Below are 19,034 nucleotides of genomic sequence, written 5' to 3' on the forward strand. Positions count from 1 at the left end.
TTGTCGCTTTGTCAGGTGGTGCATGTCGCGCTTTATGGGAAGGTGACAGCTTGATTTTGGTTCACTGTAAGATTTCGGGTCGAATAGAAAAGTTAGAAAAGCGAAGTGCTCTTAATAACTATGCAGGGAGATACTCGCAGAGATACGCTGTGCTAAAGCTGGCTTTTTCCTGATGGCGTATAGCATATCAGAATCGCAGTTCGATATGGTTGTAGTGTAAACGACAAAAAGCCCAGACAGACTGGGCTCTTTGTTATCACTCAGTTTAATACTAGCCATGTCGGCTTAAACTCAGTGTTAGTCGTTCGTGTATACTAATTGTTTGAATGAACTTGGCTATACCTAAATAACTTCAATTTTGATGAGGTTTCTTGGGTATCAACGAGTTTACAGCATCAACTTAGTACAAATCTACACACGCAGATTAACGAGCACGGAAGACAATACGTCCTTTTGTTAGGTCGTAAGGCGTCATTTCAACGGTAACTTTGTCACCAGTCAAAATACGAATGTAGTTTTTGCGCATTTTTCCAGAAATATGTGCAACAACCACGTGACCATTTTCTAGTTCAACACGGAACATTGTGTTTGGTAGCGTATCAAGGACTGTGCCTTGCATTTCAATTACGTCTTCTTTCGCCATGTGTAGCGTATCACCTCTTGGTTAAATTAAACGATGCAGATTTTGCCCAAAAGCGGGGAATAAGTAAAGTTACAAGCCGATTTTTTGTTAGTTTGCACTTGTTTTCAGCCTCTACACCTTAAATTTTCTGCTTATTTGCCACTATGGTTCAATTGAATGATATGAACAGAATTGGCAAGTACTAGATTTTAGCATAACTAAATCGTCTAGTAACGTTGGAATTTAACCATGAGTGGTAATGCGGTTGGAACTCCTTTTCGATAGTGTACTACAAGGGAGCGTTATCTGGTTATCCGCAGGGCGTAGTCGCTTTAGGGTCGATATCTTGCCAGATATCTTTAACCAATTTCTGAGCTGGAAGAAACTGCGTTTTGTAGCGCATTTTTTTACACTCATCAATTTGATAGCCTAAATATAAGTAAGGTTTATTTTGTTTTGCTGCCTGTTCGATTTGCGCCATGATCATGATAGTGCCAATACTTAAGTCTTCATAATCAGGATCAAAAAAAGTGTAGATAGCTGATAATGAACTTGGCATCGAGTCTGTCACTGCGACAGCGATAAGTTTGTCTTGGTGCCATAATTCAACAAAAATAATGTTCATCCAACGGCAAAACAAAAAGCTTTCATATTGTAAGTGATTAGGCGGGTACATTGAGCCATCACTGTGTCGAACTGTAATGTACTTTTCATACAATGGGTAATATTCTGGACGCTCTTGATGACTCACAACAATTTGGTAGTCTTGCTTAACTTTATTACGCTTACGTTTTTGTGATTTGCTTGGTTTAAATTGCGCAGCTAATACTCGAACTGACTGACAAGCTGAACACGCAGGGCAGTGTGGTCGGTATATTTGATCCCCACTGCGACGAAAACCTAACGCTAGTAACTGTTCAAACCTATCTGGGCTGTAACAATTCGGGTCGAGAATAACCAGTAACTGTTCCTTCTGCTCAGGTAAATAACTACAACTAAATTGTTGGCTCAGTCCAATTTTAGAAGGAAAGTGTTCATTCATAGATAGCTTTCAACTCCTGAGGCTGCCACATTGATGTTGGGATCTCAAATTGATCCGCCAATTTAAGTCTAGTCAAAAACTCAGTCCTTGGTACAACTTTTAATCCTAAACTTGTTAAATAAGGATTTTCTAGTTGGCAATCAATAAAGTGGGCATTGTGTGCCGTCATCCAATTGACTAATGCCCACATCGCCATTTTGGAGGCATTGGGTATTGTGTGGAACATAGATTCCCCGCAAAACACGCCTGACTGCATAATACCGTATAGCCCGCCAACCAAATTTTCCTCATGCCAGACTTCTACACTATGCGCTATACCCTGAATGTGCGCTTGCTGGTAAGCATTCAGCATGGCGTTGGTGATCCAGGTTCCCTCTGCCGCCATTCTTTGATTGCGGCAAGCTTCTATTACTTTATCAAAAGCTGTATTAACAGTGATTGTTGGGTTTAGCTTACGTTGAGCCTTTCTTAGTGTTTTACCGCAATGAAAGTCGTTCAATTCAAGAATGCCACGCTCGCTTGGGCTCCACCACATAATAGGCTCACCTTCATTAAACCAAGGGAAAATACCATTGGCATATGCTTGTTTTAATCGCTCGACCTGCAGGCAACCTCCAACAGCTAAGAGGCCATCAGGTTCCAATAAAGCGTAATGATTAGGTGGAAATCTAAAATCGTCATAAGACAAGTGAAACAATTGTTGGATCATAGAACAAACTATAGGACTGCTATTTAGTTCAATATAGCAAATTGAGGCTAGGAGGAAAGCGGGCCAGTGTTTACTGACCCGATAGGTCGGTTAAATTACTTTTGGCTATCTAGGAAGCGTTCAGCATCTAGTGCTGCCATACATCCAGTACCGGCAGAAGTGATTGCTTGGCGATAGATATGGTCTGACACGTCACCTGCAGCAAAAACACCCTCAACGCTTGTTTGTGTGGCATTACCATGTAAACCAGACTGAACCACTAAGTAGCCATCTTTCATTTCTAACTGGCCTTCAAACATATCTGTATTCGGCTTATGACCAATCGCAATAAACACACCAGCAAGATCTAGTTGCTCAGTTGCATCAGAGTCAGTGTCCTTGATGCGGATACCGGTTACACCCATGTCGTCGCCAAGCACTTCGTCTAGTGTGCGATTTAGGTGCAGTACCACGTTACCATTAGCCGCTTTGTCCATTAGACGGTCAGCAAGTATTTTTTCGCTGCGGAAAGAATCACGACGGTGAATAACATGTACTTCTTCAGCGATATTTGAAAGGTACAGTGCCTCTTCTACCGCAGTATTACCACCACCTACAACAGCAACTTTTTGGCCACGGTAAAAGAAACCGTCACATGTTGCACATGCAGATACACCACGACCTTGGAATGCTGTTTCTGACTCAAGACCAAGATACTTCGCCGAAGCGCCAGTTGCGATAATCAGTGCATCACAAGTATATGTGCCTTGATCACCTGTTAATGTAAACGGGCGTTTGGTCACATCGACTTTGTTGATATGATCAAAAATAATTTCTGTTTCAAAGCGTTCTGCATGCTCTTTCATTCGGTCCATTAGTGCCGGACCCGTTAGACCATGTGCATCACCTGGCCAGTTTTCAACTTCTGTTGTTGTTGTCAGCTGACCACCTTGCTGCATGCCAGTGATAAGTACTGGGTTTAAGTTAGCTCTCGCAGCATATACTGCCGCCGTATAACCTGCAGGGCCTGAACCTAGAATCAACAGTTTGCAGTGTTTTGCATCGCTCATGTAATTTTCCTAACTAATATTCTAAAAAATGCTATTAAGCAAAAGTTTGTTCGATTCTATGTAATTCAATAGGGAAGTAAATAAAAAAACGTAATCCGATTTGTTGTAAATTGGAAAGTTGTCAAAAAATTTGTACTGTTGTGATTTAAACTGTCTATACATTGAGCAATCCGATAAGCTAAAGTCAAAAAACGACAGTAATTCATGACCTCACGAAATTTTTTTGATATGTTTTAGAGAATTTTGTTTTGCTATCACGAGTTGATAGTCTAATTGAAAAGGTACATATGGCATTTTGGCAGAATACCCCAGGCTTTGGGCTAAGTGCGCAAGATTGTGAGGTGTTAACTGATGCTAAACAATATCATCAGACACTCTTAACGTTAATCTCGCAGGCGAAGACACGTATTTATATCACAGCACTTTATCTTCAAGATGATGAGGCCGGTCGTGAAATATTGCATGCGTTGCATGAAGCCGCGAAGCAAAACCCAGACTTAACCGTAAAAGTGTTAGTCGATTTTCATCGTGCTCAACGAGGGCTTATTGGTGCTGAAAAGTCTGAAGGCAATGCCAAACTTTATTGCGATTTAAAAGAACAACTCGGTACGCAAGTTCAAGTGTATGGCGTACCCGTCAAGGCAAAAGAGTTGTTTGGTGTGCTGCACCTCAAAGGGTTTGTAATAGATGATATTTTGCTTTATAGCGGCGCTAGTTTAAATAACGTCTACTTACATCAGGGCGAAAAATACCGTCTCGATCGCTATTTTGTGATCAAGCAAGCTCAATTGGCTGACAGCTTTTGTCACTTTACAGATAATGTACTTATTGCATCTGATGCAGTGCCAAGATTAGATGTGAGACCTTTACCTACCTTGTTGGATATTCGGGCAGATCAAAAGCAGCTGATGAAACAGCTTAAAAAGGCCAGCTATGATATTTCTAATGCCACCAGTAAAAGCGGTCTAACAGTTCGACCATTTTTAGGCTTTGGCCGCAGAACGAATAAATTAAATCGTTTGATTAAAGCCTTGTTTGATACCACTGAACATGAGTTGGTCCTGTATACACCTTACTTTAATTTTCCGGCGCCTTTGCTACGTTCATTACGTCGCTTACTGAAAACAGGTAAAAAAGTGACAATAGTGGTTGGTGATAAGACTGCAAACGACTTTTACATTAGTCCCGATCAACCATTTAGTCGAATTGGTGCCTTGCCTTATCTATACGAAACGATTTTGTACAAGTTTATCAAATCGCAGCGACGTTTTATTAGCGCGGGACTACTAGACGTATACCTTTGGCAAGATGGCAATAACTCATTTCATCTCAAAGGCGTTAGTAAAGATGGGGACACCCATTTAATGAGTGGTCACAACCTCAATCCTAGAGCGTGGGGCCTGGATATTGAAAACGGGATCTTGATTGAAGACCCTGATAAGTCGCTACTCCCTCAAATCGAACTGGAAAAGCAAGCTATTTTAACGCATAGTCGCAGGATCGAAAGCCATGAAGACCTAGAAACACTGGCTGATTATCCTGCACCAGTTAAAAAACTACTTGGTCAAGCCAAGCGCGTTAAGGTCGACTTTATTATTAAACGCTTTATTTAATGCTAGTTAAAAAGGGACGTTAGTCCCTTTTTTATTGATTATTGTTGCTTATACGCTTCATTGTGTGAGCTTGCTGCTCGACCCGATGGGTCGGCATTACGTTGAAATGCCTCATCCCAAGCAAGCGCTTCTGGTGTTGAGCATGCCACTGACTTACCATGTGGTACACACTTAGCTGCGGCTTCACCCGGAAAGTGCGACTCAAAAATGGTGCGATAGTAATAAGCCTCTTTACTATCTGGTGTATTGATTGGATAACGGTAATGTGCATTTTCCAAATCATTATCACTCACTTGCTGCTCAACATAGTCTTTTAACGAATCAATCCAGCTGTAGCCAACACCATCAGAGAACTGCTCCTTTTGGCGCCACAGTACGTCATCTGGCAAGTAACCGTCGAATGCCTCGCGAATAATATGCTTTTCAATACGACCATCTTTACACATTTTGTAGTCTGGATTAGTGCGCATGGCGATATCTACAAACTCTTTATCTAAAAATGGCACCCTTGCTTCCACGCCCCAAGCAGCCATGGATTTATTAGCACGTAAACAGTCAAACATATGGAGTTTCGAGACTTTGCGATTTAGCTCGTTATGAAATTCTTCAGCGTTAGGCGCTTTGTGGAAATATAAATAACCACCAAACAGCTCGTCAGCGCCTTCGCCCGACAGCACCATTTTAATCCCCATCGCTTTAATATAGCGCGCCATGAGATACATTGGCGTAGAAGCTCGAATGGTAGTTACATCATAGGTTTCTAAGTGATAAACCACTTCTTTCAGTGCATCAATACCCTGTTGTACGGTAAAGTGAATAGGGTGGTGCACTGTACCAATCTTATCCGCTACTTTTTGTGCTGCAGCGAGATCAGGCGAGCCTTCTAGGCCGATTGAAAATGAATGCAGCTTTGGCCACCATGCATCAGATGCGTCGTCATCTTCAATACGCTTTGCTGCAAACTGCTGTGTAATGGCTGAAATGACCGACGAATCTAAGCCACCGGATAACAACACACCGTATGGAACATCGCACATAAGTTGGCGTTTAACCGCCGCTTCTAAGCCATTTTTCACCGCCTCTGGACTTGCTTGGTTATCTTTAACTGCCGCAAAATCTTGCCAATCGCGTTGGTAGTAAGGCCTAGGACCTCCTTCTTTTGAATACCAATAGTGACCAGGAGGGAATTCTTCAATTTGTGTACAAATTGGGGTTAATGCCTTCATTTCACTGGCGACATAGAGATTGCCACTCTGATCGCGGCCGGTATAAAGTGGAATGATCCCAATATGGTCTCGACCGATTAAAAAAGCGTCTTCGGTTTCATCATAAAGACAAAACGCAAAAATTCCATTGAGATCATCTAAAAACTCAGGGCCCTTTTGTTTGTAAAGGGCTAAAATCACTTCACAATCGGACTGTGTTTGAAATGTAAAGGGGACCGTCAGTGATTTGGCAAGTTCTTTGTGATTATAAATCTCACCATTGACCGCCAAAATATGCGTCTTTTCTGGGTTAAATAAAGGTTGTGCACCGCTAGATACCCCAACAATGGCCAAACGCTCGTGAACTAGAATAGCCTTTTCACTTGAATACACCCCGGACCAGTCAGGACCTCGGTGTCTTAGTTTTTTTGACATTTCGATCGCTTGCTCGCGAAGGGCAAGGGGATCGGTCTTAATGTCAAGTACGCCGAAAATTGAACACATATTTCCTCATTCCTATCGATGTGTTGGTTTTATACCAACAAATTATTATTGCCAATGCCAACTTATGCGCCATTGGGTTAGTTCAGTTCTACCAAAAATAATTTGATAAGTCACACAATGAAATAGCGAAAATGTGAATTTTTTGTGATGCACAATGGTGCGGGTTTGCACCATTGTGGGGCGAGCGGGTTAGTGGGTTGTACCGGCGATAAGCTTAATATCTTGTTTTTGCGTAATAGCACTTGTTAACAGTATCTTTATGCCTTTCACTAATGTATCAATTTCCATACTGGGTGCACCAGGGTGGTGCGCAGCTTGAGATGGTAAGTAGGGAATATGTACAAACCCACCACGGCAAACGAGATCATGAGTTTTTAGATAATGTAGTAATCCATACATCACATGGTTACATACATAGGTGCCAGCGGTATTTGAGATACTAGCGGGGACTCCGGCTTGCAGTGCGCTACTCAGCATGCTTTTTATTGGCAGTGAAGCAAAGTAGGCATCCGGTCCATGCTCTACTACAGGTGTATCAATTGGTTGCTTTCCTTGATTATCTGGGATCCGAGCATCATTGATGTTGATGGCGATACGTTCGATGGAAATATCACAACGACCACCTGCTTGCCCCAAACATATCACCACACTTGGATGATACTTATCTATGGCTTGTGTTAATGCACTAATGCTTTTGTCGAACTCACAAGGTAATTCTTTGGTGTGTACGACGTGACCTTCGATGGATTCGCCTTCAAGTTGTTGGGCTAATTGCCAAGAAGGGTTGATGGATTCACCGCCAAAAGGCATAAATCCCGTTACTAAGACGCAAGGTTTACTGTAGCTGGACATTAAAAAACGACTCCATACATAAGGAAAATATTAATCACTAATAAAGTTATAGCGGTTGGTATTTGCACTTTAATGACTTGGTACTTATCTTTTAAATCCAGTAGTGCAGCCGGCACAATATTAAAATTGGCGGCCATCGGAGTCATCAACGTGCCGCAATAGCCTGAATACATGCCGATTGCAACGAGCGGAGCGGGATCAGCTCCATGGCCTTGGATTAAAAAGGGCAAGGCAATGCCTGCGGTCATCACTGGAAAAGCGGCAAATGCATTACCCATCACCATAGTAAATAGCGCCATACCGACACAATAGAGTACAACTAACATAAAGCGGTTGTCTGGCGATATGAATAATGTCACCAGTTCCTGAATGGCGTTACCGGTGTTAGCTACAATAAAGACGCCGCCAAGCATGGCCAGCATTTGTGGCAATATTGCCGCCCAGCCAATGGAGTCTACCAGTCGTCTCGATTCCGAAAGTGCTTGTAATGGACTTCCTTTGGTTATCTTCCAGCTAACTAGTAGAGCTGCAGTACAGGCAAGGGTTAATGCCGATAAGGTAACGTGGTTCTGATCGAAGATATATATTGTGCCGAAGTGAAGGTCACTCAACACTATGGTACAAATCACAGTGATGATTGGGATAAGCACCGCAGGTACAAACAGTTTGTTGCCAAAACGATTGGCATCATCAGTTTTAGCTCGTTCGCATGGCATCTCGTAGTTGCCCATCGAAACCATTTTCATACCTGCCAGCAAGGCGATAATGACGACGTTTACCCCAATCCATAAATAAGTCGCTTGCTCGCCAATTAGGGCAATTGAGGCATCGCCAAAGATAAATACGGAGCCAAATAAAAACCAAAAGAGCGCAGTGGTTAGACGCTTAGGGTGTTTTTTATCTTGTAAGGTTTTGACGACTAAAAACATGACAATAAAGCCGATTAACAAATAAATATTGTCAATTGAAAGCAAAACAGAATGCTCGGTGGAGATGTTCACTTGGCTCATAGCGACTCCTCCTTAAGCATCGAATTAGTATCGTGGTTAGGGCTATCTTCCCGACGAGGCTCCTGACAACGCGCAATTTCTGTGCGTATTTTTGCCTCAAATCGCGCTAACCGGAATAAGTGTACAATTAATGCCGCAATGGCTGTGGGTATTGCCCAAAGTCCGATATGGAGCGGCTCTATTCCCGCAATGCCATTTTCTTTTAAAAATGCATCCATTAACAAAACGGCGCCAAAGGCGATAAAAATATCTTCACCAAAAAACACGGCGATGTTATCGCAGGCGGCAGCGTGAGCGCCTATCATGTCTTTCACATCTTGTGGTAACTCGCCGTACTGGTTTGTTGCAGCCCCGACAGCCATAGGTGCAAGTAAAGGCCTCACTGTTTGTGCTTGGCCCGCTAAGTTGATTAACCCCAGTGCTGCTGAGCACTCACGGACAACAAAGTACATACTTAAAATGCGAGCGGTAGTGGCACCTTTGATGCCTGCAACCCAAGCTTTAGCACGTTGCTGTAAGCCGTAGCGCTCAAGAATAGCGATCACAGGTAGGATAAGCAAAAAACTAGCGAGTTGGCGAGAATTCATAAACTTTTCGCCAAATGCGGCAATCAAGGTAACAAAGTCAATGCCAACGGCAAAACCCGTGACCAAACCGGCTGCTGTGACCACCAACAGAGGATTAAACCGCATTGCAAAGCCGATCACTATCACAGCAATGCCAGAAAGAGGAAGTAAATTAAGCTCACTCATGTTGTTTTTCTTTATATGTAAGCGCTAGCCTTAGCTGGTTAAGATGCGACTGTACTCGGTGAGATTCCTTTGCTGCATCTGTTATTGACGTTGATTTTAGGTGGATACAGTCACCAGCACCGAGCTGGCTAAGATGACGCATGTCAGCCTGCGTGATCACGCCAATGATTGGATAGCCTCCGGTTGTCTGACAATCATTAAGCAGAATAATAGGCTCTCCATTCGGTGGAAGCTGGATAACTCCAGGATGCACAGCTTGAGTTGCAATGCTCTGATGATGAGTTAACGCTTCATGGTGACTTAGTCTAATCCCCATACGGTTACTATTTGAATGTACTTTCCAAATAGTGCTATTTAGCACTTCAAGGGTTTGTGGAGAGACTAACTCAACGTGGGGGCCTGGAATAAAATGGATGAGTTTTTCGTAACTTGGTAGGAATGCGCCTTGTGTTACCTTAGCCTTGCTTGGGCGGTACATTAAGGTATCCCCAGGCTGTAGCGGGCGTCCATTTACGCCACCAAATTCTGCCATTAAGTCAGTGGAATAGCTTTCGAGTTGTTTATCAAGATTGATAAAACCACCCTCAACTACCAAATATGCTCTCAATCCCTCACGACTTTGCTTGAAAGTCAGCTTGTCTCCTGCATTGGCTGCATATCGCCAGCCGGGGTAGATAGGTGCGTCATTTACACGGGCATTAAGATCGGCCCCCGTAATGACAAAGTTAACCGGCGCATGGAAGATAAATTCACATAAACCGATGGTTATCTCCACTGCTGCTGTATTTTCATCGTTCGCTAATAAGGTATTTGCAAGTTTCAGCGCTATTGGATCCAAGACACCGGCTTGACTAACGCCTAGATGTCTCAGTCCGTGTCGACCAAGATCTTGCACGCTCGATAATGGTCCGGGTTTAATAACTTCTAGCATGAGCTCTCCACAAAACGTACGATATCACCGGGTTGTAACAAGCTAACTTGCTCAGACTCAGGGTTAAACAGGTTGATGTCTGTTTGTCCCAAGAGGTGCCAGCCCCCTGGAGACTGACATGGGTAGATTGCACTATAGCTGTCGGCTATGGCGATACTGCCTTTGGGAACATGGGTGATAGGCGTGGATTTTCGCGGTAGATGAAGCGCTTCAGGCAGGCCTGCTAGATAGGCAAAACCAGGTAAAAAGCCCATAAAGTGGACTTGATATTCCACGCTGGTATGGAGGTCAATCAGTTGTTGATGTGTCAACCCAAGCTCGCGGGCAACTTTTTCAAAATCCTGTCCAAACTCTTTGCCATATTTAACTGGAATGCGATGCAGTGTAGGTTTAGGGGCGGTGAGTTCGAGGTCGTTCCAGTTTTGCTCGATTGTGCTGAGCCAGTGTTGTGCCTGCAAAGGGTCTTTTAAATAAGCTGTCACTGAATGTTTAGCTGGGACCACATCGACAAATTCGCCGGAGTCATCGAGCCATTTTTTGAGTGCAAAAAGCGTTAGGTTTTTAGACTTTTGGTTTGCACTTGCACAGGGCAAATCGACCACGATGGCGTGCTCTCCCAATCGATAACAACTCATGTTGGTCATAGAAAACAATAGATTACTTTGGTAAACATACTGTTTTTTATAACACACCTTGAACTTGAAACGAAGTGATTGCTGTTAGTTAACAAGTCAGTAAAAACTAAAAGCCGTGTTTACACACGGCTTTGTTGGGTAATTATACCAATTGAATTAATTCTCTAATCAATTTGAGGGATGAAATAGCATAGTAGCGTCGTTAAAAATTTCTCATTTAGAACGACAAATAGCAAAATTTTTGCTTAGCTACTAACGCTATTTCTGTGCTTCAAATAGCGCATTTACTTAATGCATTTGGTATTATTTCATTATTTGCTGTTAAGTAGCCACTCGCTTAAAAGTCGAACGCCATATCCAGTGCCGCCAGTTGGTACTTCGTCTTTTGCTGAACTTGATAGTGCATTACCAGCAATATCAATGTGAACCCAGCGTGTGTCACCAGCAAACTGCTGTAAGAAAGTGGCAGCCGTTGTTGCACCTGGACCACCTGAACCTACATTTTGAAAATCAGCGATGTCAGATTTTAGTTTGTCTTTATAGCCAAGCGGAAGACGCCAAACGTTTTCATTAACCACTTTACCTGCATTAGTAAGCTCAGTAATCAAGTAGTCATCTTCTGAGAAAATTGCAGAGTACTCGTTGCCAACCGCACGGATCTTAGAGCCTGTTAACGTTGCTACGTCGACCATAATTTCTGGTTGGAAGTATTTGCGTGCGTACCACATCGCATCAGACAATACCAAGCGGCCTTCGGCATCCGTATTGACTACTTCGACACTGATACCTTCTGCGGTACGCAATACATCACCCGGTGCGATTGCAAACTGCGACACCATATTTGCTGCCATACCCATGACTGCAACTACGTTTACGTCTGCTTTGCTTAGTGCCATTGCTTTTACAGTACCAAGCACAGCAGCTGCGCCTGCCATATCCGATTTCATTCTCGCAATAGAAGCGCCAGTTTTAATACTGTAGCCACCTGAATCAAATGTGATACCTTTACCTACAAGCGCGATAGGTGTGTCGTCGTTGCCTTTATAGTGTGCTACAACTAAACGTGAGCCGTGCTCACTGCCGCGGCCAACGCCTTCAAGTGCACCCATGCCAAGCTCTTTAAGTTCTTCTGGTGCTAATACTTTTACTTCAACGCCATATTGTTCCAAGTCCTTTGCTGCTTTTGCAAAGTCAACAGGGGTCATCTCTGTTGCAACCTCAGACGTTAGGTCTCGGGCTAAAAATACGCCAGCTTGAATGTGTTGTAGTGCTTTATATTGAGCCTGCGTTGCTTGCTTATCGGCAACGTCAAAGTGGTAGCTCACGTTGAAAGTGTTTGGTTCTTTTTTATATACTTCAAAAGTATGATCGCGAAGGTTAGCGCCATGAGCAAGTTGTGCAGCAAGTTCTGCATTTGATAGCTCACCTGTCACATCTTCGAATGCAACTGCTACATTTTCTAGTTTTTTACCTTCAAATTTAGCGTGTAAGTTACCGCCAAGTTTGGTCATCTTGCTAGCATTCAGTTTATCTGTTTCACCTAAGCCAACGATAAAAATACGCTTATAGTCCGAGTCTACCGGTGCTAGTACCTCAACCGTTTTGCCGTAAGCGCCGGTAAAATCTTCAGCTGCAATGGCACGTTGTAACTGCTTGCGAGTATCTCTGTCTAAGAACTTTAAATTGCTTTGGTTTTCACCTGCTTGGAAGACCACTAATGCATCTGCGTCAACCAGTTTAGTATTGAACTCAAAGTCTGCGGCATTTGCTGAAGCCATGCTGGCAACAGCCAGCGCTAGAGCAGAAAAACGCGTAGTTAATGACATGATTTTATCCTCAGATAACTAAAATTGCGCCGTTTTTACCTTAAATGAACAGATTTAGACACAATTTGTCGTTGAAGTAACAGCTTTTACCGTTCAGTGACATTCGCCAAGCGGTTAGTCATCACAATTCCCAATAAAGTGGTAATAATGTATAGGCCCAGTAACACGTTAATTGAAAATATTGAGGCGATTATTCCGAGCAAGCTAGTTAGTAACAAAATGACACCGATGATGGTATTGCTCAATGTAACATAGCTGGTTCGTTTGTTTCCTTCAGCCATATCAACAACGTACGTTTTCCTACCGACTCGCACTCCTTGGTGGGCTATGGCAATGCCAAAATAACAAAGTGGAATAAACCATACGGCTTCAAGCAAGGCGGCATAAAATAAAGAGATAATTAATAGTACTGATGTGATAGTCACTGTCATTATTGCACCCAGTATCATGACCTGTTTACTGGACTTATCAGCAAGACGACCCCAAAAAGCGCCACTGGTCAAACTGGCAAATCCTGACACAGCCAACAATATCGCCAACACCCACGCACCGTTGCCGATATGTTGTTGAGCCAAGACGGTAAAATAGGGGGGAATAAGTGCAGAGCTCAATAATAAGCCTCGCGCCATTATAAAACGTCTCAGCGTATCGTCTGTTTTTAACAAAGAGAGCTCTTGTTTAATTTTGCTCAAGCCGCTTTCTCCGCCCTCCGTAGCACCCTCGTACTCATTGATTTGAGCGAATATAAATGCGCCAATCAACCAAAAGAGCGCGGCAAGCGCCAGGGTGATAACAAAGTTAACTTGTTCTAATTGGGTTGCGGCAAGAAACAGTCCAACACCAAATGTGATAGTTACAAAACCACTAACAGAAGCCGCTTGACCACTTAATTGGCCGCGCTTTTGTTTGGGGATCGTTTTACCTATGACATCTTTTGAAGATACTGAACTTAGGCTACGCGCAACGCTAAATATCACCAATAGCGCGAGTACCAACCAAGCGTAAAGTATGTTTTCAGTTTGTTGCCAGGCCAAGGCTGCCATCAACACAACGCAACCTGCCTGTATCATTGCACCTAACGACCATAGTAATTTGCGTTTTGCATGTTGCCTTACCCATTGGCCAATGACTAGCTGCGGGATGAGAGAGCCTGACTCGCGAATAGGCACTAGTGCAGAAATCATGAACGCAGGCGCACCAAGTGATTGCATTAACCATGGTAAAGTAATTTTAGGGTTCAGTAGGGCATCTCCCAGTTTGCTAAACAGCTGGCTTAGTAAAATAAGCAAGTAATTGCCCGGTACTTCCTTGCAAGCTTTATCATCGATAGCTTTACAAGCACGCGCTTCATCTTCATTGGTCAACTTTTGATAGATATTCTCACTGATTTTACTCACACCTTCTCCCTTGTTTTTGAGCGGTAACTCGCCTTATGTCACTATAATGAACGATTTAAGATGAAATGATAATTAACTTTTCTCGGTCTGATCCTATACGTAATAAATCACATTTAGTTCAGACAAGCGGTCATTCGGGGATGATCCAAATGTCGGTGAAACTAAAATGTAATGCAAGAGGTGGAATATGAGAGTGGTGCGTTTAGCAGTCGCTGCTATTTTTTTTATCGTACTGGGTAGCGCTATCACAGCCATTGCTGGCACTGATATGCCAAAACCAAAAGTGGAAGGGGCTAGTAACCATATTAAAACCTTAGTATTGGGTTCTGGTTGTTTTTGGGGACCTGAAAAGCGCTATGAAAAAATGGCCGGTGTGATAGATGCCGAGTCTGGATATGCGGACGGAAGGGGATTCAAACCAAGCTATAAAGAAATCATTAAACCAAGTCGCCGGTTTGATGAGAACAATTATGCAGAGGTCGTGAAAGTTACCTATAATGCTAACCTTATCTCGACAGAAACCCTCTTAAAGTACTATTTTGAAAGTCATGACCCAACCCAAAAAAATCGCCAAGGTAATGATATCGGTACTCAATATCGCTCAATTATTCTCTATTCCGATAAGCAGCAGGGGGAAGTGGCTCAAGCACTCAAAGCACAGTTTCAACAGCGGTTGTCAGACGCAGGGTACGGGGCAATTCAAACTGACATAAAACCACTCAGGCAGTTTTATCCAGCTGAGGAGCACCACCAAAACTACTTGGCGAAAAACCCCAATGGTTATTGCCCTGACCACAGCACGGGTGTGACCTTTGAGAAAATCGACAAAAAGAAAGTTGACAACACGCTGCTGGCTAAGGGCAAGCATATCGTAATTGTGGATTCGAGAAGCTACTGTCCATATTGTGAAAAGTTAAAAAAAGAGGTGCTCAATGATTACCAAGGAGATATTCCATTGCACTTTAGGTATGCAGATCAGTTACAAGGTTTAATGATCAAGACCGCGACTTGGGCGACACCAACCATACTGTTTGTAGAGGATGGCGAAGAGTCATTGGGGTTTCAAGGTTATATGGCAAGAGAGGAGTTTTATAAAGCGCTTGGTGCCTTTAAGCTTGGTGACTCTGAAGCGTTTGATATCGCTTTTCAAAAAGGCACTGAGAGACCATTTTGCAAGCAGTACGATATTTTCAAGAACACACCAGACGGCATTTTTATCGATAAATTAAGTGGTAAAGCCTTGTTTGACACGCGAGATAGGTTCAACTCAGGGACTGGCTGGCTGTCTTTTACCCACCCAGTAAAAGACAGTGTGACTTATCATAAAGACTTAAGTCACGGAATGATAAGAACCGAAATTCGTTCAAAAAGCAGTGGTATTCATTTAGGTCATGTGTTTAAAAACGAAGGACCAGAAGGTCAGGACCGCTATTGCATCAACGCGCAAGTGCTAGAATTTAAGCCCAGAGGTGAACTTTAAGAGGTGGCAACGTGGATCGGCAATGGAAAAGGTTGCTGATCCTTATTTACTACATTTATCTTTTTAAACCACGTTTACTAATGCTTTAGCCGTCCTATAAAGTACATATTTTTACATTTGTTTTGTTGAGGAATACCCAGCCAAGTTTACTATTGTAAAAAAGAAAAGGACGCGCAATGAAAAAAATCCTGATTACGTTTACAACGCTGTTGCTTACAACTAACCTGAGCGGCTGTACTTTACTTGGTTTGGGGCTAGAACTATTTACTCCTGTACAAGGCACAATCCAAAGTCCTTCCCTCGTTGCCAATGCTGCTGAGTACGATGCGAAAATCATTAAAAACTTGATGGGCGTGCAAAGCACCGCTCGATGTAAAGACCTTCAAAGTGAAGCAAAAGTGATATGTGAGCGCCGCGCCGCAGCGATTTCTCGAAATATTGAAAAGCATCAATCCAAAAACTAACTCTAGGTGCATACTCTTCAATTAGGCGAGCTAAAATTAGCGTTGCACCCGAGAGTAAATTAGATTGCCAAAGCCATAAAATAGGCGTATACATCGCGTCGAATTCTTGCTTTATTTTTAGGTGTATCTGTGGACTTTTTTTGGGTGTTGTTACTCATTACCTTGAGTGCAGTTTTCGCGTTATGTGAAATATCACTGGCAGCGGCACGCAAAGTGAAATTACAAACTTTATTTGACCTTGGTGATATAAGAGCTAAAAAAGTGCTGTACTTACAAGCCAATGCTCATCAGTTTTTTGCTGCTGTGCAGGTGGTACTCAATGCCTTGGCGATTGTAGCAGGTATGATAGGGGAGTCGGTTTTCACGCCATACGTATTGCAGCTACTAAATTGGATTGTAAGCTTTATTGGTGTCGATGTTGCGGTCCACACTGCTATGTTACTGCAAATATCCACTGTGGTGTCGTTTTTACTGATCACATCGTTATTTGTATTGTTTGCTGACTTACTGCCAAAACGGATCGCTATGGTCATCCCTGAAACCATAGCAATGCGATTTATTAACTTAATGCTTGCGAGCGTTTGGATTTTTAAACCGATTATTTGGTTATTTAATGTCTTTGCAGATTGGATAATTAAGCTATTCAATTTGCCTAATGAACGTGACGAGCAAGTAACTCGAGATGATATTTATGCGGTAGTTGACCAAAGCGCTGAGCAAGGAGAGCTTTGCGAACACGAGTACAACATCATCGGCAATGTATTGGACCTTAATCAGACCAATATTACTCAAGCAATGATCAATCGTGATGCGATAGTGTGGTTAGATATTCAAGAGTCTGAACAAAATCTAAGTGCGTTAATTCAAACACACTGCTATCAGCAGTATCTACTATGTGACGGTTCATTAGACAAAGTGGTGGCAGCACCTGAAGCCAAACAGCTACTAAATAACATATTGGCCCACAAGCCATTGCTTGATGGTCATCAACAAGACTTCCATAAACCGGTGATTTTATTGGATACGTTAAGTTTGTCGGATGCACTAGACGGACTTAAAAGTCACGAAAGCAACTGTGCGGTAGTGATTAATGAGTTTTCCACAGTAGTTGGTATGGTGACACTGTCGAGTATTTTGAACCTAATTGCGTTAAAAGATGATCAAGCGATAGAGGCACAATTTCGTCAGAAGGACAATGCTCGGTGGCAAGTACAAGGAGATATGTCGATTAAAGACTTTCAAACTTCTGTGATCGAGTATGAGTTTGAACCTATTGAGTCTATAGAAACCCTTGCTGGGTTTGTTATTCACAGACTTAAACACTTTCCAGTTGAAGGAGAGTCCCTAGAAGTCGATGGGTATAAATTTAGGGTTATGGAAATTCAAGGGCTGGCCATTAAACAGATAGAAGTAACTAAGGAGCCAACAATATAGTAGTGCTAAGTATTTGTTGATTATAATAAAATAATTTTCTTGAGCGGCGTTTTCATTAATGAAAATTTCACTGTTATATTCTTGACCTTCAAGTATTTCAGAATAGAATGGCAGCGTTTGCAAGGCTTAAGGCTAGGTCTTGCAAATTAAACCAATACTTAAGGATGAATAAAATGAAAAAGCTAATCCCCGCACTCGTTGCATTCACAGCATTCACAGCATCAGCTCATGATGTTGAAGAAGCAAAAGCTCAGGCTACACCACAGAACATTAAAATTGTTGCAATTGGCCAAAGTGGTTGGGATCCAATCTGGAGAGAACCTACCTGTAGCATCCAAAAGACCGATGAAGATGCGGTTGGCAATGCTTACATGATTAATCACTATGACATGTGTTTATGCCAAAATAGTAAAAAAGCGAGCTACTTAATCGAAGATACCCAAAGTAACCCTAAGCAAGCTGCGGTAATTTGTTATTTAGAGCAGTAAGCGAGTTAAAATAGCAGAGCACGTTTTGCTCTGCTATTGTTGTTAGCACCAAGCTACCAGCTTGCGTTACTCGAGTTTTTGAGGTGAAGGTATTTTCTGTTTCGGTGTTCTTACTAACTTGCCCAACTGCCAATCGAATTTTACTGCACTGACCGCTACTAAGATTAAAACTATCCCCATCATTTGTAGCAAAGAAACTGTATGGTCGAACGCCATAAAGTCCACAAGCAAGGCGACAACCGGGTAGATAAAAGAAAGAATAGCAATTAATGTGGTACTTAAGCGCTGGAAGGCATCGTACATGATCACATACATAAAGCCGGTATTAACTACGCCTAAGAACAAGATATTCCCCCAACTTGCTGAAGTCTCTGGAAAGTGATTGAAGTCGACCCAAGGAAGCAAAAATAAGCCGCCAAATAATATTTGGATCACCGCAACTACGCCAGAGGGCACTTGACTCACCTTTTTAGTCATTAGGGTTGTTATGGTATACAAAAATGCCGCGCCGAGCGCCAGAAGTAACCCGAAAACTGCTTGGTTACTCCCTTGTGCAAAAATGACAGCGACTATTTCTTGGTAAGGGATCCCAATAACAAGCCATAAACCCACAACTGCAATGGTTAACCATAAAAGGATGGTTTTACTGGGATACTGACGATAAAGCACCGCACTTAACAAAACCAACATCAAAGGCTGGAGGTGATATGCGATGATTGCAATAGAAAAAGGAATGTGCTCAAAGGATGCGAATAACAGCACCCAGTTTCCGACTAGAGTGATACCACCGAGCAAGATGGTTATAAATACTGGGCCCTTAAGGATCTCTTTTGTTAGTTGTTTTGTCGCAAGCACATATCCGGCAAGGCAGAGTGCACCTATGACACAACGTAAAAATACCACATTCCAATAGGATTGTTCTGCATTGACAACAAAATATCCGATGGTGCCGGACAGCACCATGGCAATAACCATCTCTATTGAGCCTTTCTCTTTATCTGAGCCAAACATTGTTCACACC

18 protein-coding genes are annotated in these 19,034 nt (G+C 42.7%); 5 read left to right on the forward strand and 13 right to left on the reverse strand.

Going from position 1 to position 19,034, the window contains the following annotated elements:
• Window positions 1-424: 424 nt before the first annotated feature.
• The 4 genes from infA to trxB form a co-directional block, all read right to left on the reverse strand.
• Window positions 425-643: a translation initiation factor IF-1 gene (infA, locus tag CEX98_RS07025; RefSeq protein WP_058029687.1), complete on the reverse strand. Its 219-nt coding sequence runs from the start codon at window positions 641-643 to the stop codon at window positions 425-427.
• A gap of 289 nt (window positions 644-932) precedes the next feature.
• Window positions 933-1,664, reverse strand: a complete 732-nt coding sequence (locus CEX98_RS07030; protein WP_099641392.1) for an arginyltransferase — start codon at window positions 1,662-1,664, stop codon at window positions 933-935.
• Window positions 1,657-2,373, reverse strand: coding sequence for a leucyl/phenylalanyl-tRNA--protein transferase (gene aat, locus CEX98_RS07035; protein WP_099641393.1), 717 nt, complete (start codon window positions 2,371-2,373; stop codon window positions 1,657-1,659). Before aat ends, CEX98_RS07030 begins: the two co-directional genes overlap by 8 nt.
• A 95-nt stretch (window positions 2,374-2,468) precedes the next feature.
• Window positions 2,469-3,422: a thioredoxin-disulfide reductase gene (gene trxB, locus CEX98_RS07040; RefSeq protein WP_099641394.1), complete on the reverse strand. Its 954-nt coding sequence runs from the start codon at window positions 3,420-3,422 to the stop codon at window positions 2,469-2,471.
• Window positions 3,423-3,709: 287 nt separating this feature from the next.
• On the opposite strand from trxB, the gene pssA reads away from it, so the two are divergent.
• The gene (pssA, locus tag CEX98_RS07045; RefSeq protein WP_099641395.1) at window positions 3,710-5,035 is read left to right on the forward strand and encodes a CDP-diacylglycerol--serine O-phosphatidyltransferase; all 1,326 of its coding nucleotides are present in this window, start codon (window positions 3,710-3,712) and stop codon (window positions 5,033-5,035) included.
• Between the two features lie 38 nt (window positions 5,036-5,073).
• On the opposite strand, the gene asnB is transcribed toward pssA, so the two are convergent.
• From asnB to CEX98_RS07085, 8 genes are all read right to left on the reverse strand, one after another.
• Window positions 5,074-6,744: an asparagine synthase B gene (gene asnB, locus CEX98_RS07050; protein ID WP_099641396.1), complete on the reverse strand. Its 1,671-nt coding sequence runs from the start codon at window positions 6,742-6,744 to the stop codon at window positions 5,074-5,076.
• Between the two features lie 189 nt (window positions 6,745-6,933).
• Complete coding sequence (gene pcp / locus CEX98_RS07055; protein ID WP_099641397.1) at window positions 6,934-7,596, reverse strand: pyroglutamyl-peptidase I; 663 nt, start codon at window positions 7,594-7,596, stop codon at window positions 6,934-6,936.
• On the reverse strand, window positions 7,596-8,606 hold the full coding sequence (locus CEX98_RS07060) for a DUF979 domain-containing protein (protein ID WP_099641398.1): 1,011 nt from the start codon (window positions 8,604-8,606) through the stop codon (window positions 7,596-7,598). The genes pcp and CEX98_RS07060 overlap by 1 nt, the downstream gene beginning before the upstream one ends.
• On the reverse strand, window positions 8,603-9,358 hold the full coding sequence (locus tag CEX98_RS07065) for a DUF969 domain-containing protein (RefSeq protein WP_099641399.1): 756 nt from the start codon (window positions 9,356-9,358) through the stop codon (window positions 8,603-8,605). The genes CEX98_RS07060 and CEX98_RS07065 overlap by 4 nt, the downstream gene beginning before the upstream one ends.
• Window positions 9,351-10,289, reverse strand: coding sequence for a biotin-dependent carboxyltransferase family protein (locus tag CEX98_RS07070; protein ID WP_099641400.1), 939 nt, complete (start codon window positions 10,287-10,289; stop codon window positions 9,351-9,353). Before CEX98_RS07070 ends, CEX98_RS07065 begins: the two co-directional genes overlap by 8 nt.
• Window positions 10,283-10,924, reverse strand: a complete 642-nt coding sequence (gene pxpB / locus CEX98_RS07075; RefSeq protein ID WP_242441653.1) for a 5-oxoprolinase subunit PxpB — start codon at window positions 10,922-10,924, stop codon at window positions 10,283-10,285. The genes CEX98_RS07070 and pxpB overlap by 7 nt, the downstream gene beginning before the upstream one ends.
• A 311-nt stretch (window positions 10,925-11,235) precedes the next feature.
• Window positions 11,236-12,750, reverse strand: a complete 1,515-nt coding sequence (locus CEX98_RS07080; protein WP_099641402.1) for a leucyl aminopeptidase — start codon at window positions 12,748-12,750, stop codon at window positions 11,236-11,238.
• A gap of 86 nt (window positions 12,751-12,836) precedes the next feature.
• Window positions 12,837-14,147 carry an MFS transporter gene (locus CEX98_RS07085; protein ID WP_099641403.1) on the reverse strand — a complete coding sequence of 437 codons (1,311 nt, stop codon included), beginning with the start codon at window positions 14,145-14,147 and terminating at the stop codon, window positions 12,837-12,839.
• A gap of 268 nt (window positions 14,148-14,415) precedes the next feature.
• Here CEX98_RS07085 and msrA point away from each other — a divergent pair, with 268 nt between their 5' ends.
• The 4 genes from msrA to CEX98_RS07105 all read left to right on the forward strand — a co-directional run bounded on the left by msrA (window position 14,416) and on the right by CEX98_RS07105 (window position 18,013).
• Complete coding sequence (gene msrA, locus CEX98_RS07090; RefSeq protein WP_431520157.1) at window positions 14,416-15,627, forward strand: peptide-methionine (S)-S-oxide reductase MsrA; 1,212 nt, start codon at window positions 14,416-14,418, stop codon at window positions 15,625-15,627.
• A 176-nt stretch (window positions 15,628-15,803) separates the two neighbouring features.
• Complete coding sequence (locus CEX98_RS07095; RefSeq protein WP_099641404.1) at window positions 15,804-16,091, forward strand: hypothetical protein; 288 nt, start codon at window positions 15,804-15,806, stop codon at window positions 16,089-16,091.
• Window positions 16,092-16,220: 129 nt separating this feature from the next.
• Window positions 16,221-17,525: a hemolysin family protein gene (locus CEX98_RS07100; RefSeq protein WP_099641405.1), complete on the forward strand. Its 1,305-nt coding sequence runs from the start codon at window positions 16,221-16,223 to the stop codon at window positions 17,523-17,525.
• Window positions 17,526-17,698: 173 nt separating this feature from the next.
• Window positions 17,699-18,013: a hypothetical protein gene (locus tag CEX98_RS07105; RefSeq protein ID WP_099641406.1), complete on the forward strand. Its 315-nt coding sequence runs from the start codon at window positions 17,699-17,701 to the stop codon at window positions 18,011-18,013.
• Window positions 18,014-18,079: 66 nt separating this feature from the next.
• On the opposite strand, the gene CEX98_RS07110 is transcribed toward CEX98_RS07105, so the two are convergent.
• Complete coding sequence (locus tag CEX98_RS07110) at window positions 18,080-19,024, reverse strand: DMT family transporter (RefSeq protein ID WP_099641407.1); 945 nt, start codon at window positions 19,022-19,024, stop codon at window positions 18,080-18,082.
• Between the last annotated feature and the right edge of the window lie 10 nt (window positions 19,025-19,034).

This window comes from Pseudoalteromonas piscicida, from assembly GCF_002744175.1.
Taxonomy (GTDB): domain Bacteria; phylum Pseudomonadota; class Gammaproteobacteria; order Enterobacterales; family Alteromonadaceae; genus Pseudoalteromonas; species Pseudoalteromonas piscicida_B.